A 19,784-nucleotide genomic window follows, 5' to 3' on the forward strand; every position below is an offset into this window, starting at 1 on the left:
CTGGACGGTAGTCCAGCCCTGCGCTCTGCATCAACAGGCCGTGTTCATCCAAGCGCTCCGGTCGAGCGCTTCGTAGAGTTCGAACCAACCAGGAGAAACCGTGAACATCTTGAAAGCTTCGTACCCGATCGCCGCCGTCGCCTTGCTAGCCCTGACGGCGTGCTCGGCCGTACCCGTGACCCAGGGCGGCGCTGCCGTAGAGCTGATCTCGGCCAGGCCGACGGGCTGCAAGGCGCTCGGTGAGGTAATCGGCAGCCAGGGCAACGTGTTCAGCGGCGACTTCACGTCCAACGAGAACTTGATGGTCGGCGCGCGCAACGACCTGCGCAACAAGGCCGCGGCCATGGGCGGCAACGTCGTCGCGATGCAGAACACGCTGAACGCAACGCATCCGTATAGCACGGGCAACGTGAGCACCACGATCGTAGGCAACGTCTACGCCTGTCCGGCGAAGTGACCAGGCGGTTCAAGCAGCAATTCCAAGGAGGTTTCCATGACGAGCACTCAGTTTTCCAGCGGCGGACCCCGGCACACGCCGTGGCCAGGCACTCCCGAAAAAAACTCTCCACTTGTGGCGAAGCTGCCGCTGTGGGACGTCATGGTGTTCGACCGCCAGAGCCGTGCCGAGCATGTCTCGCAGGTCCGGGCGCTCGAGGCCGATGAGGCCGAGGCGCTGGCTCGGCACGAAGCCGCCGAGGATCACCCCGCTGGTCACTTCTACGTCAAGGCCGTGGGGCTGTCGACCCGTCCAATGCTGTGGAGCGTATGGCTGCGTGGCCGCCGCGGGCTGCGGGAGGCGCTTCCTGCCGATGAGCCGTTGCTACTCGGTCGCGTGGTCGCGGCGGACGTGCCACGCGCGCGAGCTGCTGCATTGGTTGCGTTCGCTGGGCCAGGTCCGAGCGAGCCAGGCGGCAAGCCGTGGCGCTGGCTTCAACGCGGAGATCACTTCATCGTGACCCAGTGCTGACAACCCATGCCCGGCCGGCCGTCGCAGCGTTTGGACACCTCGGCCGTCGACGGCTTATCACGGCACGGGCCTGAGGCGCGTAAGCGCTTGTGACGGCCAGGAGGGATTTCGAAGATGGTGAGCATTGGTCGCAGAAGTCGTGCGTTTAGGCAAAGAAACAACGAAATCTGCGAAATAACTTAACGTAATGTATGTCGCATAAAGTGAGTTTTGCTTAAAAAAGAGGCTTCACGCCCCTGCAAATTCCACTTCATCGACGCGTCCGGACCGGCTGTCCAAGACTCCCCGATGCACGGGGCCGACTCTATGGCATGGCAACGCCCAGTGTCAACCAAGGGGCTTTCGCATTCCGCAGCATCGCGCTGCATCACGCCACGCGCAGAGCCGGGTTGCTCGGCGGCACCGGCTGCACCCAGTTGCCAGGCTCGCACAGCACGACCGCTGCCAGCTTGCCGACCACGGCATCGCCACGGCCGTGCACCGTGAACTTGATGATGTTGGTGCGGTTCGGTCCGGCCATGTGCCAGCCCGCACGGATCACGTCCTTTTGCACCTGCATGGCGATCTCGTCGGATGGGCCGTCCGCGCCCACGCAGCTCTCGGCGAACAGCTTGAAGATCAGCGGCGAAACCAGCGCCATGCCTTGCGGCACGAAGTGCACGACCGCGCCGCTCTCGTTGTACTTGATCGAGCGGTCGACGAGTGATGTCTGCACCCAGCGCATGAACTCCAGCGCAGCATCAGAGGCTTTCGGCTGCTTGCCAGCGCCGTTGGGGATCATCGGCAGATTGGGCCTGAGCAGCACGGCCTGCGGCATCGACTCGCTGGCTTCGGCGCGCTGGGGCTCCTGCCTAGTGCCAGCGGTGCGCTCTTGATCAGCGACAGCGCTGCTGAACATGCCGCCTGGTCGAAGCAATAGGCCAGCGCCGTCGTCCGCTGCACCATCGCGGCCGAAGGTGAGCGTCGGGTTGAAGGTCTCAGCGGTGCTCGGCTGCTCCTGCGGTGGTGGCTCGACGGCCTCTGGCTCGTCGATGATGGAGCTGCGGGCCAGCTGCCTGTCCTTCTTGGCGCGCCCGCTGCGCTGATCCTCAGCGGCGTCGTCCGGATCGAGAAATTCGTCGACGCCGAACTCGCCGAAGATCGGCTCGCGGGGCATTGGCACCGCGTGTTCTTGGCGGGCAGCTGCTGGTGCGTGCTCTACCTGGTCACTGGAGGATGCGGGCGCTGCCGGTGCCGGTGCCAAGGTGTTCCCGCTGTTCTTGGCGCCTGCCGCTCTTGGCTTGTTGAATGCAGGGGCCTTGTGCAGCGGGTCGTTGCGATTCGCGGGCTTGCTGGCTTGAGCAACTGCTGCAGCTTCTGGCGAGTTGGATACCACTGGCGCAGCCTTGCGCGTGCCGGCCTCTGCAACAGTTTCCTCTCGCTGCTCCATGGACGGTTGAGGCATCCCGCCCTCCCGCATCGCGACGCCGCTCAGTGGCGCAAGCGTGGCAGAGCGTGCGGATGTCCCAGATGTCGCAGGTCCGCCGTCGGAGGCGAGTGCTGCAGCTTCGTCCTTCGCCCCGCGCTTGGCCAACACCTCGATGCGGCCACGCATGGCCGGTGGGTAGTGCTCCGGATCCGCGTAGAACTTGGACAGCGGAAAGCGCAGAACGCTCAGGCTGTGGGCATAGCCCGTGGGCGCGCCCTCACCCTGCGCAGATGCGCCATCCTCGCCTTCCCCGTGCACCGTCACGTACCAGATGGCCTGCCCCGACTGCGGGTTGGCCACCAGGCAGCCGTATTCCTGCCACGTGTCGAAGAGCCGGTCGTTCTTGTCATCGCCTGGAACAGCTTCGTCCGGTGCATTGGCCTTGATCCAGCCGCGGGTGGCATCCGCGAGCCGTTTCGCGACGAACCAGATGGAGTCCTCGAACACCCATGCGGCAGCGCCCGAACGGTTGAGCGGCAGCTCCGTTCCCTTGCGCAGCATGTCCTGCACGGCTTGCATCAGCAGATCCACCAAGGGTACCGCTGTGGCAGTGGCGAACCGCGCGCGGCTGCCGTGCTGCAGCGCGCGCCGCGTCGAGGCCTTGTCCGCCTCGCGCACGATCCTGGCCACGAGGCTGTCCTTGTCCTCGCCAGAGAGGTAGCGCTGCAGGGCTTCAAATGCCGCAGGTTGGCGCGCGAGGAATGCCAAGGCCGTGGCCGACGCGATGTGCGGCAGCAGCAGCATGGCCAGGCGCGAGTGCGCGCGGTAGTCGCGCAGCGACTTGGGCGTGAACTCCACCAGGTACTCCGCGCCCGTCTTGCCGGCGGCGACCTGGTTCAGCGACCCGGACATGGGTTGCCAGCGCACGCCATCGGCCATGCCCACGGTGCGCCAGGACACCATGAGGTCGGACATGGGCTTGGCGATGTCGTGCAGCAGCGCGCTGTAGAAGACGACGAGGGTCCATTCGTCGCGCTGCGCGTCGATGATCTCGATCGGTGCACCTTCAGGGAGTAACCGGCCACCCCGCCAGGCCAGCGCGGCCAGCAGCATCTCAATGGTGTGCGCCAGGAGGCCGCCTGCGTGCGCGTGGTGGTGCGCCTCGGACGCTGGCAGCAGTTGCACAAACTCAGCGTAGCGGTGGATGGCGCTTAGGCAGTCGCGCTGCCAGACCGGCTGCGCCAAGCGCGTTCTGCGCCAGATTTCGCGCAAGGCCTTGTCTGCCTGGACCACCTGCAGCAGCTCTTGGGCAGGCAGGACGCACAGCCACCCTGGTGCAGCACCCTGCACGCGAATCGGTGTGGCGGAGACAGGCTCAGGCGAGGGCGCGGGGCCGACCGCTGTTGCAGACTTGTGCGGCTGCGCGGGCAGTCCAAGCCACCTGCGCCAGTTGGCGCGCAGGATCTGTGCGAGGTGCGGCAGTACCGACGCTGCCTCAGTGGTCGGCCTGGCCATCGCTGGCACGGCCAGGCCGCGGCGCACGTGGTACTTGCGGCACGTGCGGTACATGTGGCGCCTGTGGCATGGGCGCAGGGCCGGGCCCTGTGTCGGTGGAGTTCTCTGGCGCCGGGCCGCCCATCAGCAGGTCATGGATGGCCTGCAGGTGTGCTGGATCGGCTTCCTCTTTGGTGATCACCATGAGGCACTCCTCGCCTTCGCGGTCGTCGGAGATCGGCAGGATGTCGAGGAATCCGAGCCAGGAGATCTCCAGCGGGTTCCAGACGATGCGCTTTTCGAACAGCGGGCCCCAGTAGGCGATCGTGCGCACGAAATCGAGCTGCAGCAGGTCCTCGACGATGGCCGCCTTGAGCTCGCGCAGCGCCTGCGGCGTGAGCGTCGTCCCGGCTTCGGGCTTGGGCGTCTCGATGGCGAAGCGCATCAGCGCATCGCGCATCGCGATGGCCTGGTTCGACTCAATGTGAAGGTGTTCCTCCAGTCCGTCGTAGCGGCCCAACCAGCTGAGCACCGTACCGGCCCATTCGCTCAGACCCAGCTGTTGCAGCTGCATGACGATCGCGTACGGTGCGTGCGTTTGGTCCAGCGTGGAGCGCCCGAAGCGGGGGTACTCGTTGTTGGAAGGAAGAGGTTCCATCTGAGCTCCCAGTCTTGGGACGGGCGTGGTGGTCATCGTCAGCGCACTCTAGTCGGAGCCTGTGTAACGGTCTTGCGCATTCCGCGGATACATCGCGCGGGGATTTCGCTTGATGCGAGCCACCGTTTCTGGTAGTTGGCTGGTGAAGTGCTTGATCAACTTTGCACCTGAAGACCTCAGACGGGTTAGCCAATAAAGTAGCCTCGTTTTCCTTGTCAAGGTGAGGGCCGTCGAATAGATTCAAGAATATGGCGCGGCTCTATTTTGAGCGCGTGATTGCTGGAGGGTTGCTTTCTATTTTTGAGAATCCAGGCCGTTAGTCGAAGCTATCGCATTTAGCTAAATTTCGAAATTTTTACCGAATGGTTGGAAAATCTTCGTGTAAGCCGTCTTGCGGCTATATGCCTGTTAGGCGGCTATAAGCTCTTAGCGGGATCTATATAAGACTTCGGTCAATAGAAGAAGCGAGTGGGACGTCAGGCGGAAAGAAATTCGCCCGGCGACGGTTGATGGATTTTCTCCCAATGTCAAGTCTTCTCCATGCAACGGCGCTCCGACTATTCTTGGACGTGGTCATTCGTATGCCTCTATTGGTAAATCTTCAACCAAAAGACGAATGCCTGGCCTCTCTTTCGCAAGAATAGCGCCGCGGCTTTCATGCATGACGTTACAGCCGGAAACGGCATCGACGACCAGCTAGACCGCGTTGTGATTGAATTTTAACTTCAAGATCAGCGCGGCTAGTGAGATTCTCCATGCCAGCATCGGTGGCACATCGATTCTGGAGTTCGCAAGCAATAGTCACTGTACTCGACGCCAGTTCTCGCTTCAATCTAGCGGAATCGCCGACTGGGCATCTGGCCGAGCTTTCTCCTCCCTTTTTAGCTGCTGAGATTCTTTCTCTGTAACCCACTTTGCAATCAATGCAACTACAAAGGCAGCTATAAATACGGCAATAGCTAATTTCACCTTCTCGTATGGACCAAAAAAGAAGAGTGCTCCCGCCAGATGGCCGGCGAATCCCGCTGCCTCGTCTACCCAAATAGCACAAAAACCTGCAACTCTGAGTAAATTGTTTTTACGTTTACGCCATGTGAGGAGGAAAATATAAAGAATGATAAGGGCGACTGAGGCAGTTATGTAAATGGCAGTCCTGGGGTCCAGTGCGGAACTACCGACTGTGGAAATTTCGATTCGAAAGTAGGAGCCGAAAAGTCCCAGTTGGGAAAGTCCCAAGGTACCCCATAGAGTGATCCATACCAACGCTTTTAGAATCGTCTGAACTAGTGCTGAACGAAACGCGCTCATGGGGTGGGCCTAACAATGGTCGTCAATTGAAAAAAGATAATCATCGGCTCTGAATTTCCAAAACTACCATCTAACTTTCAAAAGATGGGTTGCAGCCTAACGGCTGTGCGAGTAGTGCGTATCCACCACTTCAAACGAGTTAGTCAAGACCTTCTCATCTGAGGTTAGACACTGGTGTGCAGCGAATTTCCAAACGGGCGCGACTCAGTTGTCCGCCAAAACTCCACTTCCTGCGCCGTGAGAGGAGTCGTGGTCGCCTTCAGCAGTCAAATGTAGTGCAGTAACTTGTTGTGCGAGACAAGTTGAATGAAGGTTTTCAGTACATCTACGCATGCCGCTGTTTGCACACTGATGCGATGCGATGCGATGCGTGTGCTAGGTGCTTGGCGTTTTACGGTCTTTTGAGATCACGCGTTTCGCGGTCGGCGCGCCCCCGGCGGCGACCGCGCCTTTGACACCTGTAGTTCTCCCGTAGGGACTGCCCTTGCCCGTAGAGCCCTTGCGCCGTCGACGAGCGTCGAGGAGACGGCGCGCCCTTTGGGTTGGGCCATTAACCCCGTAGAGCGCCCTTCCCCGTCCGCCGCCCGGCCCCCCGGGCGGCCCGCCCTTTCGGCGTTCCGCATCTCTCGTTGCATCGCCGCAGTCCGTCGCGAGCGGATACCGATCCACTGCCCTCTTGTCAAGCGAGAACCGCCTCGCACGTTGCCGCAGGTTTCGCGTTGAGCTCCGGCCTTTGGACAAGAACACTGCGGGCACTGTCGGCGCCTCGGTGCCACCTTGGCCCGGCTGGTTCGCATCGATCCGGCCGGGCCCCTTTCTTCACCGCATGGAGAACTTGGGAATGGCACGAGCAAGCAGCACTTGGCAAGACCACGGTCCAGGTCCGTGGCGAGCCCATCTGTGCAACCTGACGCTGCTGGTCTGTGGCGCAGCGGCGTGGCAGGCTGCCGCAGCGCAGGTGTCTGTAGCCGCGGCTCGATCGGGAGGCGACGAGCTCGTGCTGGGTCGCTACACGACCTCTCTCGCTCGGCCGCCGTCCGAGCTCGCGCAGCCGCTCGACGTGGTGGTGGCCATCACGTTCCCCCGGTCAACCGTTGCCACCGTCGGTGAAGCCGTCCAGCACGCGCTACTGCGTAGCGGGTACAGGCTCGAGCAGAGCGGGCTCGCAGAGCCTGCGCAGAGCTTCTTGCGGCTGCCGCTTCCCGAGTCGCAACGCCAGGTCGGGCCGTACAGGCTTCAGGCTGTGCTGGACCTGCTGGTCGGATCGGCGTGGCACTGGCATGCCGATCACGCGCAGCGACGGGTCTGGTTCACCGGCGCACTGACGCCGACCGCTTCAGCCGCTGAAGAGGCGCCGCAGGTCCAACGCGGCATTTCGGATGTGACTGCTTCAACTGCATCCGTTGAGCCTGAACAAGCCAGAGAGCAAGCGCGGACCTTCCCTGTTGCACCTCCAGCTGCCGCTGGTCAACCCATCGAGTGAGGCATCGATGAACCAAGACCAGATGGCCCAGGACGCCCAGCGCATCGAGGACGAGCGCCTGCGCGTGCAGGAAGAGGAAGAGCGGCTGCGTCGCGAAAAGGAAGAGCTGCTGAGCCAGGAAGGCTCTGCTGCTCGTGGACAAGGCGCTCAGCGGCGTGGTGTTGGCCAAGGCGGAAAAAATGCAGGTGCGGCAGGTGCGGCAGGTGCGGCAGGTGCGGCAGGTGCGGCAGGTGCGGCAGGTGCGGCAGGTGCGGCAGGTGCGGCGGGTGCGGCAGGGGCGATCCCTGCTGGGCCGACGGGGCACCGGGCGCGATTCGGCTTCTCTGCCGCTGGCAAAGGGTTTGGCTCGACTTCCACGCCGGCCGCGTCGGGCGCCCGGTTCCATGGCTCCTCCGGCTCTTCCGGTGGTGGCAGTGGCAAGGCGGCGGGCATCGGAGTGCTGGTCGTGGTCGTTGCAGCTGCGGCCATCTACTTCGGCACCTCGGGCAAGGTCGATCCCAAGCAGGTCACCCAGGTCGCCGCGCAGTGGCTCAACGGTAGCCCTGACCGTGGGGCCGCCGAACCGCATGATGAAGTTGCACGCGCGCAGGACCGTGGACCAGCGCCAGCAAGTGCGGGCTCCGATATCCCTGCCGAGCCGAAGCTGCCATCCGTCGAGCCCACGGTCGCCACGCCGACTTCGGATGCACCTGCAGACGTGACGCAGGAGCCTGGAGCAGGCCAAACGGACCACGCTTCCGCGGACTCAGAGGGCACTCCCGCTGCTTCGGACCCCTCGCATGGGCTGACGCCCATCGCGATGCGCGATGCTGCAAGCCCGGAGATCATGGCGAAGCTGGCGGCCATCGAGTCCCGACTGGATCTGATCCAGGCCCAGATGTCGGGCTCCGCGAGCTTGGCAACTTCGGCTCAGCGGCAGCAAATCCCTGCACGCCCGCGGCCATCGACGCCCGCCGTCAGGGCACGCACGAGCTCCGGTGATCTGGCGGCGGCCGCCAAGCCAACGCCGGCGGCCGAAGCCCGATCCCGCGCCGGCCAGCTGCTGGCCGTGGACGTGTGGGGCGGCGTTCCCTCCGTAGTGGTCGGTACCGGCGACTCCGCTGACCGGCGCACACGCGTGCTGCGGCCTGGCGACTCGCACAACGGCGTGTCGCTGTTGCATGCGGATCCCGTGACCGGGCAAGCCACGTTCAGCGCGGCCGGCACCACGTTCACGATGAACGTCAAGGAAGGTGGTTGAGATGGCCCGAGTCCATGCACGGCCACGCACCTTCCCGCTCGTGGTCGCCGCGACCTTGGCGCTCATGTCCGGTAGTCCCTGGGCACAGACCAGGGAAACCCGAACACAGATCGAGTCTGCCCAGACGCAGGGCGCACGGGAAGCCGCTCTCAAGCTTTCCGACAGCGAGCGCATGGTCGCTGAGATGTGGGGCTTGGATTACGGGGAGATGCTGCGCGCCAAGGTCCTGATGCAGGGGCCGCGCAGCGCGTTCTCGATCCCCAACATGTCCCCGGTCGAGGTCCTCGGCATCCACGCGCGCAGCGAGGCCGAGCGGCAGAAGTACGCCGATAAGTTCGCACACGCCGTTTTCGAGGACGTCAAGCGCACCTTGGCCTTCGGGCAGGCGTACCAGACTGCCATGGAGCGGCTGGCGGGCGGCACACCGATGGTGTCGTACGCGGGCGCATCGGGTGTCGTCGCGCCGACTGGCTCGGCGGACATCGGCAATGTCCCGCGCAGCCTGGTGACCGAACCAGGCGCCACGGGGCCGTCTTCGCGGGCACGCTTCGCTACGCCGCAGACCTCCTCCCCGGTGCAGCGCACTCGCTGAGAACGATGACCAGCGCGACCACTCCCCCCTTCGTCCACCGGCGTGCGGCACTGCGCGCTGGCGTGCTGCCGCTGCTGGCATGTGCCGCGCTGCCGGCGATGGCCAACACCGCGCTGCGCCCGTTGAGCTACCTCCACTTTCTGCGCCCAGCCCCGCCGGCATCGAGCGCGGCCAGCCCGCTCAGCGTTCCACAAAGCGCTCCACCCAGCGGCCAGTCCGTTCACCTCTACCCGCCGCACGAGACCCGCAGGCTGGAGCCCGTTGAGCCAGCCAGATCGCGGGTGCAGCCCGCGCCGCAAGATCAGAAGCCGCTCGCGCCGGGCAAACCAGGTGCCTCGCTGGGCCGACCGCCAGCGGCATTCGAGCGGACGGCCGCACGGCACGGTATCTCTGCGTGGCTCATGTACGGCATCGCCCTGCAGGAATCGCAGCTCACGATTGGCCGCACGGCCCTGCCCTACCCCTGGACCCTGAACGTGGGTGGCCGGCCCGAGCGGCACCGGGATGCGCAAGCCGCACGCGCCGCTCTGCGGCGTTACCTGCGCGCGGGCCTCACGAACGTGGACTGTGGCCCGATGCAGGTGAACTGGCGTTGGCACCAGGACAGGTTGCAGACCGTCGAGCGCGCGCTGGACCCGTACATCAACCTGGATGTGGGGGCCCAGCTGCTGGCCGATCTGCGTCGCACCCACGGGGATTGGCGCCTGGCGATCCAGCTCTACCACGCAGGCAATCTGAACACGGCCGAGCGTCGCGGGCGCGCTCAGCGCTACCTGGCGTCTGTGGAACGGCGCCTGCAGCGACATGGGCACACGCTCGCCGCCGCCATCGCCGAGCAGTCCGATGGCCCGGGAGCTCGACGTGTTTGATGCGCGTCCGTCCCTGACCATCCCGCGGCTTGCGGGTTGCCTGCCCGTGCTGTTTGCCGGCGTCGCCCACGCCGCACCGGTGGAGGCTGTGTTCGACAGCGGCCGATCGATACCGATCCAGCCGTACCTGGCCGTTCCCGGCAGCGTGCCTGAGGCATCCACCGGATGGGACGGTGGCGCGGCCTCGGACGGCGCAAAGCCCGGGGCCTTCCCTGTCACCAGCTCACTGAAGCGTGGCGTGCTGCCACACGAAGTGCCCGTGTTCGATCGCAGCTTGCTGACGCAGGCCCTGGTGGTCACTGGAACGGACCGGCACTCGATGGCTTGGCTGCTGTTGCACCGTGCTCGGCTGGCTGCCATCGATGCAAAGGTCGTCGTGGTTCAGGCGCATGCACCCCAGTACCTGGCCCTTGCCCGCTCGATGCTGCCTGGGCTGCCCATCGTGCTGCGCAATAGCAGCTGGATCGAAGACCGGTTGCGCGCTGCGGGCGCCGACGTGTACCCGCTGCTGATCGGCACGGACGGCGTGGCCCGGCAGATCTTGCCGATGGATGACCCGGGTTTTGTCCCGGTCGCCGCCGGAGGTCAGCAATGAGCGCGCATTCCGTCCTGGAAGCCAAGCTGCGCCCGCCCATCGAGCTGTGGAGCGCGGCGGTGGCCTTCGGCATCGCGTTCCTGGCGGTCTGCGCGCCGTGGGCGCTCATGATGCCGCCAGCTCTGGGTTGGGTAGCTGCGGTTCTGGCCGCAGGCTTTGGCTGGCGTCGGCTGCGCCAGGCCCTGGAAGTCGTTCGCTACCAGCGCGGGCTCAAGTTCAACAAGATCACGCGGGTAGCGCCCTCGCGGCTCCCTGTCGACCGCAGCCAGCACCTCTACCTGGGCGACGGCTTCGAGTGGACACCGCAGCACACGCAGCGCAAGCTGGATGCGGAGCGCAAGGATGCCGAGCCGTTCGTGCGCCCTTCCGGTCTGGAGAAGCGGCTGTCCGCGGTCGGCACGCGGCTGATGGCGTCCGTCGAGGCGGACATCGGCACGGCACAGAACCTGGGCACCGCCCTGCCCTTGCGGGCCCGCTGCCTGCGCAGCTTGACCAGCGCTGGCGGCGCTCTTAACCCGCTGTACCCCAACATCGACCTGGGCGGCTCGCCCGTCCTGCACGGCGTCGGCGCGCTGCAGGAGAAGCCGATCGCGCTTCGGCAGTCGGTCCGGGCCGGCCATTTGCTGGTCAAAGGGACCACGCGGGTCGGCAAGACCCGGCTGCTGGAGCTACTGGCGACGCAAGATATCCATGCCGGGCAAGTCGTCATCGTGATCGACCCGAAGGGCGACGCGGACCTGATGCTGCGCCTATACGCAGAAGCCCGCCGGGCCGGCCGAGAGGACCAGTTCTACCTGTTCCACCTCGGGTTCCCGGAGATCTCCGCACGCTACAACGGCATCGGTAACTTCGCGCGCATCACCGAGGTCGCCGCGCGTGCCACGAATGCCCTGCCGTCCTCTGGCAACAGCGCCGCGTTCAAAGAATTTAGCTGGCGCTTCACCAACATCGTGGCGCAGGCCCAGGTGGCCCTGGGCCGCATCCCTACCTATTCCACGCTGCTGCGTGACGTCACGGACGTGGAGCCGCTCTTCATGGAGTACGCCCACATGGTGTTTCGCACCTGCGCGGCGCAGGGCCAGTTCACGGACTTTGCGCAGCGCCTGGCGGCCATCGAGGCCCAGGTCATGGCCAAGAAGATCGCCGTGGACCGCCCGATCCAGACGCGCACGCCCGATGTGGTGGCCATGATCCACTGGATCAAGGAGTCGCGCCACGTGGACAGCGTGCTGCACGGGCTGGTCGGCGCGGTCTCGTACGACCGTTCCTTCTACGAAAAGATCATCGCCTCGCTCGGGCCGTTCCTGGAAAAGCTCACCAGCGGCGCCGTCGGCAAGCTGATCTCGCCAGACTACTTCGATCCGGACGACGAGCGACCGGTCTTCGACTGGATGTCCGTGATCCGCCAGGGCGGCATCGTGTACGTGGGCCTGGATGCCCTGTCCGACTCGGTCGTGTCCTCCGCCGTCGGCAACTCCATGCTGGCCGATCTGGTGAGCGTGGGCGGCAAGCTCTACAAGACCGGCCTGGATCCGCACCGCGAGGACGGCAAGGTGGTGCTGCCAACGGTCTGCTGCCACTTCGATGAGGTCAACGAGATCGCTGGGCCCGAGTTCGTGCCCATGGTGAACAAGCTGGGCGGCTCGGGCTTTCGGATCTCGGCGTACACCCAGTCCTTGTTCGACTTCGAGGCCAAGGTCGGCGACAAGGCCAAGGCCGCGCAGATCCTGGACAACTTCAACCACCTGGTCATGCTGCGCGTGCGCAGCATCGCGACGGCCAACCTGCTGGCCGAGCAGGTGCCGCAGGTGAACGTCGTGCACCTGACGCCCATGTCCGGCGTGACCGACACCGCGGCCCAGGGCACCGGCGTGGACTTCACGTCCCGCAACGACGACATCGTCACCACGACCAAGGTGCCGCTGATCGAGGCGGCGGACATCCTGCAGCTCCCGCAGGGCCACGCCTTCGCGCTGCTGGAAGGCAACCGGCGCTTCAAGATCCGCATCCCGCTAGCGGACTCGACCAACGATCCGTTCGTGCCCGCGTCCATGCGCAAGGTGGCGATCGAGATGAAGAAGCGCTACCGCACCAGTGAGCACTGGGCGGCGAGCGAGGACTGGCTAAGTGCCCATCCGCTCGGCGGCGCGGCCACAGGCCTGATCGCCACCGACTTGGCCACCGCAGACGTGTTTGCCGATGAGCCGGGTGCAGGGGGCGTGGCGCCCGCAGAGCGCGATGACCAGAGCGTGCTCTCGCATGGGGCAGTCCTTGGCAACGTACTGGGGCACCACGCATGAACGCTCCTCCCCAGCGTGGCCCCGTGCGGCCTGAGACCCGAGGGCCCGTGATGCTGGTCTTCGAGGTCTCGATCGGCCTCGTGATGGTGGCCGTGTTCGCCTGGTTCACGGGCGTGGCCATCGAGGTGGTCGGCATCTACAGCTTCTGGAAGGATGAAGGCGAGGCCCACGCGCAGCGCATCGTCCAGCAGGACCTGGAGTACATCGCCGCGGCGCCGAGCAGCCTGCTGGTGGAGGACACGGTGGCGTTCTCCCACGAGGTCGTGCGCCGCGTGGCGCAGCCGTATGTAGCCCTCGGCATCGTGCGCTGGTACCAGCGGCACAACGGGCCGGCGCAGCAGCAGATCGACCGTTCCACCGGTACCGGCCAGCAAGCCCTTACCCGCGGCCTGCACAACGGCACCGTCTATGCCAGCCGGACCATGAGCCGGATCGCGCTGATCTCGATGTTCGTCGCGCAGGACGTGCTGCTGCGCATGTCGATCGCCATCTTCGCGCTGCCGGCCTTTGCGCTTGCTTGCCTGCTGGGCGCGGTGGACGGCCTGGTGCGGCGAGACCTGCGCCGCTGGGGCGGCGGGCGGGAGTCCAGTTTCATCTACCACCACGCGAAGAGGTACACGGTCTGGTCGCTCACGGGCGGCTTCGGTCTGTACCTGGCTTGGCCCTTCGGCGGGTTCAACCCCGCCTTGATGGTCCTGGTGTTCACGGTGCTCGTGGCGGCCACGCTGTCTACCACGCTGGCCGCCTTCAAGAAGTACGTCTGAAAGGCATCCCATGCGAGATTGCTCTCAACCCACCGCTCAATCCTCTGCCCAGTCCTTCCACATCTCCGCGCTGCGCAATCTCACCGATGCGTCGTTGGGGTTCGCGATCCTAGCCGCAGCTGCGGCCTTCGTCCCGACCGGTGCGCATGCCGCTGACGAAGAGCTCGAACGCGAGCAGCTGGCCCGGATCGCCCACGAGATTGCCCAGCTCGAGGTGATGGTCGCAGCTGCGGCGCAGACCAAGCCGACAGGTCAGCGGGTGCGGTTTCGGTACGAATGGCTGCAGCGAGACCTGCTGCTCGTGCGCGAAGGCATCACGCAGCACACGGACGCACCGCGGCAGCCGCGGCCGGTGCCGCCGCTGCGCGGCGACTACCGCCAGTAGCGCGCAGCCCAGCCATGCATCCCCAGGTCATGTTGCACGCCCTCTCCAACGCCTTCGCCGCCGGCTCCGGTGTTGCGCCCGCCACGATGAAGTTCGTGATCGTGTCGATCTGCGCCGCGGTGGTTCTGCTGGTCGCGCTGTGGCTGGTCAATCGCATCGTGGCGGACTACCGCGCGAACGACATCGAGGCCCACGAGGCGGCGCACTCCCTTGCCAGCGTCGCGCTTCCAGTCGTCGTGCTGCTGGTGCTGCTGGCCTGGCTGTGAGGCACCCAGTGTTGCCGATGTTCCGCCTCCAGCGTCCTGACCTTGAACAGTACCCGGTCCCTGCGCGGGTACTGCGGCGCCGACCCCTTGGGGTCGGAGCCCATTCGTCTCGCAGGCTTTCTGACCTCAAGCACCACACGGAGTTTCCGATGCAACCCAAGTTCGAACCCCTGGTCGCCGTCGCGCGACGCGCCCGAGATCGCCTGCGCGCGCTGAAGAGCTTGCCTATCGCAAGCACAGCAGGCACTGCAGGAGCGGCCGCCCTGGCCACCCTGATGAGCCAGCCGGCCTTGGCGGCCTTGCCGACCATTGCGACGCCGGCGACCGGCGTGGGCGGCGCGGCTGTGCAGCAAGGCGACTGGATCGGCACGATCGGTGCAATCTTCGTGGCCGTCGTCGCGATCATCGTGCTGGTCCTGTGCGCATGGTTCTTCCTGCAGGGGATCATGGGCCTGATCACCAAGTGGAAGGACTACTCCAACGGCCGGGCCCAGATCGGCGACCTGAAGGAGTACTTCGTGATGGTGATCCTGTCGTCGGTGGTCGTCGTGCTGCTGGGCGGCTACGCGGTCTCCACGATGAGCTGATCGCGGACGGGCACGAGCATGAGCGACAGGCTTCTCGACGACGATGGCGACGGCCGTGTGCCGTTGACGGACAGGGTCAACTCAGAGCCGGCCATCCTGCACGGGATGACCGCCAGTGAGGCGAGCTGGCTGGGAGGCTTGTCGCTGTTCCTCTACACGTTGGGGACCGGCATGGTCATCTACGCGAGTGGCCTGTGGCAGCTCCTCCTGGCGCCGCTCATCGCCACCATCGGCACGCTGTGGTTCGGCTCGATGTGGCTGCAGAAGATCAAGCGCGACCGGCCGGACGGCTACTACGGCCATGCACTGCAGCTGTGGCTGTCGCGCCATGGATTGAGCCACGCGCGGTTCATTCGCCACGCCGGCTACTGGAGCATCGGACGTACCGACACGCTGTCGCTGCGGGCCTCGCTGACGCCGGGGTCGGAACCGTCGCCGGCGCCGTCACCTGCACCAGCCGCGCCGGGGCCGTTACCGGCCTTGGCGCGCACCGCCCTGCTCGCAAATGAACTGGAGCAAGGCGCATGAGCAACTACCTCAACGCCCTGGCCGCTGAGCGCCGTCTGAACACTACGCTGAAGTGGGTCATCGGCGGTGTTGGCCTGCTGGGCGCCTTCGGCACCTACATGGCCTACCAGGTCCCCAAGAACCTCAACGTGCACCTGCTGCCCAGCGTAGCGGTCAGCAGCACGGTGCAGGTGCAGGAAGGCGAGTCGCTGGTGCCTGCGGCGAACGTCTACGCCTTCGCGTACTACGTCTGGCAGCAGGTCAACCGCTGGTCCTCGGACGGTGCCACCGACTACGGCGCGCAGATCTTCCGCGTGCAGAACTACGTCACCCCACGCTGCATCGCGCAGCTGACAGGGGACCTGCAGGCCCGCCAGAAGGCCGGCGAGCTGCGTCAGCGCACTCGGCACATGAGCGAGATCCCGGGCCTGGGTTTTCAGGCCAATCGCGTGATCGCCGACGACGCCGGCATGGCCTGGAACGTGTTCCTGGACATGCAGATCCAGGAGACCTACCGCGGCCAAGCGGTCAAAGACGTGTTCATCCGCTACCCGATCCGGGTTGTGCGCTTCGACGTCGACCGCGAGCGCAATCCCTGGCAGCTTGCGGTGGACTGCTATGGCACCGAGCGGCCGGCGCGGCTGGACGAGGCGCAGATGCGGGTGGCGCACATCCCCAAGCCTGGCGAGCCACCGGCCAGCCCCAATGCGCCTGAGCTGCCTGGACGCGTGGAGCCTACGGCGCTGCCGCCGGCGACGGCCATGCCGAGTCCTCCAGGCGCCGAGGCGTCCACTCCACTTCCCTGAGCACGTCATGCACCACCTCTCTCCCCTCTTCCCGCGCGGCCGTACTGCGGTTCGGCGTGCCAGCCTGGTCTCGGTGGCCTGTCTTGGCCTGCTTCAGCTGGCGGGCCCGAGCGTTGCCCAGCAGGTCCAGGACTTGGACATTCGCAGCGTGCCGCCGGACATGCTGCAGGCTTCCGACGCACCGTCCGGTGCCGGACAGCGCAATGGCCCCGTGGATCTGGGCGAGACATTGCCCGCGGGCCGTGCTGATGCGGCGGGTGGAGGCACCGCACCCAGTGCTGGTGGTCTGCTCCCTGCCCAGCGCGCTGCGTTGGCGGCGCAAGTGGGCGAACCCAGCGGGAAGGGCCAGGCTCGCCCCACGGTACGCCGGGCAGCGCGCACCGCGACGGACGTGGAGCGCGCGGTGTTCCGCAGCGAGCCGGTCCAGGTCAACCTACATGTGGGCCAGGAGAGGCTCATCACGCTGCCTGCCCCGGCGGCGCTGAGCGTCCCGGCGGACATCGAACACGTGGCGCGCATCGAGATCATCGGGCCCACGCTCTACGTGACGGCGCTGACGCCATTCCACCGGATCCGCATCGTCGCCGAACTCATCGACACTGGCCAGCAGGTCCCGATGGACTTCGTGGCCGTGGCGGTGCCAACCGGGGCTGAAGGCAAAGGGCAGCTGGTCGAACTGGAAGTCTCCGTGATGGTGCCGGGTGGGCAGGCGGGCGCGGACGCCAGTGCCGCAGTGGACAAGGACACCACGCCGGAGCAGCCCGCCGTCGACATGGTCCAGCTGACCCGCCACGCGGCCCGCCAGCTCTACGCGCCGCGCCGCCTGGCCTGGGCAACGCCGGGCGTGAACCAGGTGGAGGTCTCCACCGCTCCGGTTCCGGCCCTCATCCGCGGCGTGAACGCCGAGATCGCACCGCTCGGACAGTGGAAGTCCGGGCCGTTGTTCGTCACTGCCGTGCGCGTGACCAACCGCAGCAAGTTCCCGTTGGAGATTCCCCTGGAGCAGCTGCGCGGGCGCTGGCTCGCCGCGACGTCGCAGCACGGGCGCGTCGGTGCAGCGGGATCGGACACCGACACCACCGCCGTGTACCTCGTGTGCGATCGGGCTTTCGAGGCCTGTCTGCAGTAGCGCTGCTGCAAGGAACGAGGAATTCACCATGGCCACCACGCAGAACAAGCTGATTCCGGTGCTCGGGCTCGTCGCCGTCGCGATCGTAGGCACCGTCGCCTGGAAGAGTGCCACCAAGCCGGCCAGGACCGAGGCAGGGCCCGTCATGACGTCCGTGCCTCAGGCCGAGCTGCCGCCCACCAAGGGCGCGGACCGGGACACGCCGCAGGAGACGTTGCAGACCGTGATCGCGAGCAACCGCGAACTGCGTGAATCAACCGAGCAGGTCCTCAAGGAGAACAAGGCCCTGCGCCTCGAGCTGGAGGACGAGCGGCGCAGGCGTCCACCTCCGCCGCAACAGCGCATGATGACGATCGGGCCGGACGGGATCGCTGTGCCTGCAGCTGGCGGCCGTTCCAACGGAACGCCTGCACCCAGCAATACGGCAGGCGCATCGCCATCCGATCCAGCGTCATCAGGGACCTCCGACAGCACGGCTGATCGTGGCGTCGTGGACGTCTTCAGCCAGGCGTTCGACCGCGCGTCGGCCGCTGCGGGCAAAGTCCTCGACGATCAGCCAGGCGTCTTCAACTTCGGCGGAGCCCGAGCACCCGGCAGCACGGGCGGTCCTACGGGATCGGCCGGGCCTGTCGGGATCCATGGCGTGCCGGGGTCAGGCGGTACCGCCGGCCAAGGCACGAATGCCGGCCAAGAGCAGCCCTGGTCGACACCGGCCGAGGGCGTCGTCGCGTACAAGGTCATCCCTCCGATGGGCTACGCCTTGCAGCAGACCCAGCCGGCAGGCCCGAACAAGGTAGCCACCGGCAGCTACGTGCGCACCACGACGCCGACGGCGTCTGCTACCCCGGCGCCGAACGGTGCGGCTACGCGCGCCGCCGGGGCGGCGAATGCCGCACAGGCCAAGGCTGAGCCGGTCCCTTACTTCACCATCCCGGAGAACGCCACGCTGGCCGGCGTGGTCTCCATGACGAGCCTGATCGGGCGGGTGCCCATCGATGGCCGGGTGACCGACCCGATGCAGTGGAAAGCGGTCGTCGGCCGCGACAACTTGGCCGCGAACGGCTTTGAGCTGCCGGACGACCTGGCCGGCATGATCGTCTCGGGCATCGCGATCGGCGACATGGCGCTGTCCTGCACCGAGGGCAAGGTCCGTTCCATCACCTTCGTGTTCAACGACGGGACGATCAACACGGTCTCCGCGCGGCGGGGTGGCGCGGGTGCAGGAGGTGCCGGCGGTGCGGCTCGCGCCGCGACCCCGGTTAGTGGCGGCACCGGCGGCTTCGCTGGCGCCGGCGACCTGGGCTTCATCAGCGACCTGCGCGGCAACCCGTGCGTGTCCGGGAAGTTCGTGACGAACGCGCCCGCCTACCTCACCGACATCGTCGGCATGAAGACTTTGGAAGTGGCCGGCCAGGCCTATGCCGACGCACAGCGTACGGTGACCCAGAGCGGCATGTTCGGCGCCACGAGCTCCACGATCACCGGCTCGGTCGGCAGCTACGCCCTGGGCCAGGCCGTCGCGGGTGCGTCCGACGAGGTGAGCAAGTGGCTCATGGCCCGGCTCAAGAGCAGCTTCGATGCAGTGGTCACGCCGTCTGGCCAGCGACTTGTGGTCCACCTGGACAGCGAGATCCGGATCGACAAGCAACCCCAGGGCCGCCGGCTGGTTCACCGCCAGCAGAGCGCGGCTCTGAACGCCCGAGGAGCCCACCATGGCCTGGAATGACGTGTTCTGCCAACTACCTCCGCACCGGCCCCTGCTGCGGCCTCCGTCCTTGCCCCGCGCGGGAGGCGCCATCTTGCTGTCGTTGTCGCTGACGGCGCTGCTCACGGGCTGTTCGGTCAGCGGGCCGCGTGAGTCTCCGATCAATGCGGTCACGAAGGGCAGCCCGACCGTGGTTCAGATCTACCGTGGCCAGGGCGCCACTGTTGTGAGCGGCGATGCCGCTGGCGGCACAGCCGTGGAGAAAACAGCCCGTGATCGCCTGCTGGAGCGCTCGGCCCCGCGGCCGGTCGGCGATGGGGATGCCGATACCCAGCGGTACTGGTCGGCGCTGGAGCCGATGCGCAATCGGTTTGCGCGTGTGCCCAACCCCGACCTCGTAATGGTGGTGTTTCCGCACCTGTCGCGCGGCAAGTACCCCGTGCCCGGCTACGTCACGGTCTTCCCGATGTACGAGCAGGCGGACCTGTACGCCTTGCCGGGCGAGCTGGAGGGCGAGCTCGTGCGATGGCAGCCGCCTGTGCCGCCCACCGCGGGAGCTGCCCGATGAAGCTTCTGAGCGCTTTGGGGATCAACAGGCTGCTCCCAACGACCAATGGAGCTGCTCCGGCGCCCAAAGCGCCCGCGGCGGACGCTCTGGTGCCGGGGCCGAAGGGCCCGCAGCCACCGGCAGTGTCGGATACCGCCAAACCCCGCAAGCCGG

20 protein-coding genes are annotated in these 19,784 nt (G+C 66.1%); 17 read left to right on the top strand and 3 right to left on the bottom strand.

Translation table 11 applies throughout. The features are described from left to right. Positions 1-100 precede the first annotated feature (100 nt). Positions 101-457, top strand: a complete 357-nt coding sequence (locus DES41_RS31360; protein ID WP_211333121.1) for a DUF4156 domain-containing protein — start codon at positions 101-103, stop codon at positions 455-457. A 36-nt stretch (positions 458-493) separates the two neighbouring features. Beyond that, a complete protein-coding gene (locus tag DES41_RS31365) occupies positions 494-967 on the top strand; it encodes a hypothetical protein (protein ID WP_147283002.1) in 474 nt (157 codons plus the stop codon). A 367-nt stretch (positions 968-1,334) separates the two neighbouring features. On the opposite strand, the gene mobH is transcribed toward DES41_RS31365, so the two are convergent. The 3 genes from mobH to DES41_RS38090 form a co-directional block, all read right to left on the bottom strand. Continuing rightward, positions 1,335-3,944 carry a MobH family relaxase gene (gene mobH, locus DES41_RS31370; protein ID WP_484280511.1) on the bottom strand — a complete coding sequence of 870 codons (2,610 nt, stop codon included), beginning with the start codon at positions 3,942-3,944 and terminating at the stop codon, positions 1,335-1,337. Beyond that, on the bottom strand, positions 3,871-4,527 hold the full coding sequence (locus DES41_RS31375) for a hypothetical protein (protein WP_114471554.1): 657 nt from the start codon (positions 4,525-4,527) through the stop codon (positions 3,871-3,873). Before DES41_RS31375 ends, mobH begins: the two co-directional genes overlap by 74 nt. 828 nt (positions 4,528-5,355) lie before the next feature. Continuing rightward, on the bottom strand, positions 5,356-5,835 hold the full coding sequence (locus DES41_RS38090; protein WP_147283003.1) for a hypothetical protein: 480 nt from the start codon (positions 5,833-5,835) through the stop codon (positions 5,356-5,358). A 997-nt stretch (positions 5,836-6,832) separates the two neighbouring features. Between DES41_RS38090 and pilL2 the strand changes: the two genes are divergently transcribed. The 15 genes from pilL2 (at position 6,833) to DES41_RS31450 (ending at position 19,631) form a co-directional block, all read left to right on the top strand. Further along, positions 6,833-7,318: a PFGI-1 class ICE element type IV pilus protein PilL2 gene (gene pilL2, locus DES41_RS31380; protein WP_211333122.1), complete on the top strand. Its 486-nt coding sequence runs from the start codon at positions 6,833-6,835 to the stop codon at positions 7,316-7,318. Positions 7,319-7,325: 7 nt separating this feature from the next. Then, positions 7,326-8,558, top strand: a complete 1,233-nt coding sequence (locus DES41_RS38915; RefSeq protein WP_211333123.1) for a hypothetical protein — start codon at positions 7,326-7,328, stop codon at positions 8,556-8,558. Between the two features lies 1 nt (position 8,559). Beyond that, positions 8,560-9,150, top strand: a complete 591-nt coding sequence (locus tag DES41_RS31390; protein ID WP_114471556.1) for a hypothetical protein — start codon at positions 8,560-8,562, stop codon at positions 9,148-9,150. A gap of 5 nt (positions 9,151-9,155) precedes the next feature. Then, positions 9,156-10,019, top strand: a complete 864-nt coding sequence (locus tag DES41_RS31395) for a transglycosylase SLT domain-containing protein (protein ID WP_114471557.1) — start codon at positions 9,156-9,158, stop codon at positions 10,017-10,019. Beyond that, the gene (locus DES41_RS31400; protein ID WP_170168345.1) at positions 9,994-10,614 is read left to right on the top strand and encodes a DUF2859 domain-containing protein; all 621 of its coding nucleotides are present in this window, start codon (positions 9,994-9,996) and stop codon (positions 10,612-10,614) included. Before DES41_RS31395 ends, DES41_RS31400 begins: the two co-directional genes overlap by 26 nt. Further along, entirely contained in the window at positions 10,611-12,914 is a 2,304-nt protein-coding gene (gene traD, locus DES41_RS31405) for a type IV conjugative transfer system coupling protein TraD (protein ID WP_114471559.1), read from the top strand. Before DES41_RS31400 ends, traD begins: the two co-directional genes overlap by 4 nt. Further along, complete coding sequence (locus tag DES41_RS31410; protein WP_114471560.1) at positions 12,911-13,678, top strand: TIGR03747 family integrating conjugative element membrane protein; 768 nt, start codon at positions 12,911-12,913, stop codon at positions 13,676-13,678. The genes traD and DES41_RS31410 overlap by 4 nt, the downstream gene beginning before the upstream one ends. Positions 13,679-13,688: 10 nt before the next feature. Continuing rightward, on the top strand, positions 13,689-14,063 hold the full coding sequence (locus DES41_RS31415) for an integrative conjugative element protein, RAQPRD family (RefSeq protein ID WP_114471561.1): 375 nt from the start codon (positions 13,689-13,691) through the stop codon (positions 14,061-14,063). Between the two features lie 14 nt (positions 14,064-14,077). Then, entirely contained in the window at positions 14,078-14,329 is a 252-nt protein-coding gene (locus DES41_RS31420; protein ID WP_170168346.1) for a DUF3262 family protein, read from the top strand. Between the two features lie 149 nt (positions 14,330-14,478). Beyond that, positions 14,479-14,916: a DUF2976 domain-containing protein gene (locus DES41_RS31425; protein ID WP_170168347.1), complete on the top strand. Its 438-nt coding sequence runs from the start codon at positions 14,479-14,481 to the stop codon at positions 14,914-14,916. 18 nt (positions 14,917-14,934) lie between these two features. After that, positions 14,935-15,444 carry a TIGR03750 family conjugal transfer protein gene (locus DES41_RS31430; RefSeq protein WP_114471564.1) on the top strand — a complete coding sequence of 170 codons (510 nt, stop codon included), beginning with the start codon at positions 14,935-14,937 and terminating at the stop codon, positions 15,442-15,444. Beyond that, positions 15,441-16,229, top strand: a complete 789-nt coding sequence (locus DES41_RS31435) for a PFL_4703 family integrating conjugative element protein (RefSeq protein ID WP_114471565.1) — start codon at positions 15,441-15,443, stop codon at positions 16,227-16,229. Before DES41_RS31430 ends, DES41_RS31435 begins: the two co-directional genes overlap by 4 nt. A gap of 7 nt (positions 16,230-16,236) precedes the next feature. Then, positions 16,237-17,358 (top strand): TIGR03749 family integrating conjugative element protein, encoded by a 1,122-nt coding sequence (locus tag DES41_RS31440; RefSeq protein WP_114471566.1) that lies wholly within the window; start codon positions 16,237-16,239, stop codon positions 17,356-17,358. A gap of 28 nt (positions 17,359-17,386) precedes the next feature. Then, entirely contained in the window at positions 17,387-19,084 is a 1,698-nt protein-coding gene (locus DES41_RS31445) for a TIGR03752 family integrating conjugative element protein (RefSeq protein ID WP_114471567.1), read from the top strand. Beyond that, positions 19,071-19,631, top strand: a complete 561-nt coding sequence (locus DES41_RS31450) for a TIGR03751 family conjugal transfer lipoprotein (protein ID WP_114471568.1) — start codon at positions 19,071-19,073, stop codon at positions 19,629-19,631. Before DES41_RS31445 ends, DES41_RS31450 begins: the two co-directional genes overlap by 14 nt. Positions 19,632-19,784: the final 153 nt, after the last annotated feature.

The organism is Pseudorhodoferax soli, assembly GCF_003337555.1.
GTDB classification, from domain to species: domain Bacteria; phylum Pseudomonadota; class Gammaproteobacteria; order Burkholderiales; family Burkholderiaceae_C; genus Pseudorhodoferax; species Pseudorhodoferax soli.

What these genes read in the sequence shown, in the direction of transcription:
- DES41_RS31425 (WP_170168347.1), top strand. Translation starts at nt 14,479, where the DNA reads ATGCAACCCAAGTTCGAACCCCTGGTCGCCGTCGCGCGACGCGCCCGA.
- DES41_RS31440 (WP_114471566.1), top strand. Translation starts at nt 16,237, where the DNA reads ATGCACCACCTCTCTCCCCTCTTCCCGCGCGGCCGTACTGCGGTTCGG.
- DES41_RS31450 (WP_114471568.1), top strand. Translation starts at nt 19,071, where the DNA reads ATGGCCTGGAATGACGTGTTCTGCCAACTACCTCCGCACCGGCCCCTG.
- mobH (WP_484280511.1), bottom strand. Translation starts at nt 3,944, where the DNA reads ATGTACCGCACGTGCCGCAAGTACCACGTGCGCCGCGGCCTGGCCGTG.
- DES41_RS31390 (WP_114471556.1), top strand. Translation starts at nt 8,560, where the DNA reads ATGGCCCGAGTCCATGCACGGCCACGCACCTTCCCGCTCGTGGTCGCC.
- DES41_RS31365 (WP_147283002.1), top strand. Translation starts at nt 494, where the DNA reads ATGACGAGCACTCAGTTTTCCAGCGGCGGACCCCGGCACACGCCGTGG.
- DES41_RS31435 (WP_114471565.1), top strand. Translation starts at nt 15,441, where the DNA reads ATGAGCAACTACCTCAACGCCCTGGCCGCTGAGCGCCGTCTGAACACT.
- DES41_RS31415 (WP_114471561.1), top strand. Translation starts at nt 13,689, where the DNA reads ATGCGAGATTGCTCTCAACCCACCGCTCAATCCTCTGCCCAGTCCTTC.
- DES41_RS31400 (WP_170168345.1), top strand. Translation starts at nt 9,994, where the DNA reads ATGGCCCGGGAGCTCGACGTGTTTGATGCGCGTCCGTCCCTGACCATC.
- traD (WP_114471559.1), top strand. Translation starts at nt 10,611, where the DNA reads ATGAGCGCGCATTCCGTCCTGGAAGCCAAGCTGCGCCCGCCCATCGAG.
- DES41_RS31430 (WP_114471564.1), top strand. Translation starts at nt 14,935, where the DNA reads ATGAGCGACAGGCTTCTCGACGACGATGGCGACGGCCGTGTGCCGTTG.
- DES41_RS38915 (WP_211333123.1), top strand. Translation starts at nt 7,326, where the DNA reads ATGAACCAAGACCAGATGGCCCAGGACGCCCAGCGCATCGAGGACGAG.
- DES41_RS31420 (WP_170168346.1), top strand. Translation starts at nt 14,078, where the DNA reads ATGCATCCCCAGGTCATGTTGCACGCCCTCTCCAACGCCTTCGCCGCC.
- DES41_RS31410 (WP_114471560.1), top strand. Translation starts at nt 12,911, where the DNA reads ATGAACGCTCCTCCCCAGCGTGGCCCCGTGCGGCCTGAGACCCGAGGG.
- DES41_RS31375 (WP_114471554.1), bottom strand. Translation starts at nt 4,527, where the DNA reads ATGGAACCTCTTCCTTCCAACAACGAGTACCCCCGCTTCGGGCGCTCC.
- DES41_RS31395 (WP_114471557.1), top strand. Translation starts at nt 9,156, where the DNA reads ATGACCAGCGCGACCACTCCCCCCTTCGTCCACCGGCGTGCGGCACTG.
- DES41_RS38090 (WP_147283003.1), bottom strand. Translation starts at nt 5,835, where the DNA reads ATGAGCGCGTTTCGTTCAGCACTAGTTCAGACGATTCTAAAAGCGTTG.
- DES41_RS31445 (WP_114471567.1), top strand. Translation starts at nt 17,387, where the DNA reads ATGGCCACCACGCAGAACAAGCTGATTCCGGTGCTCGGGCTCGTCGCC.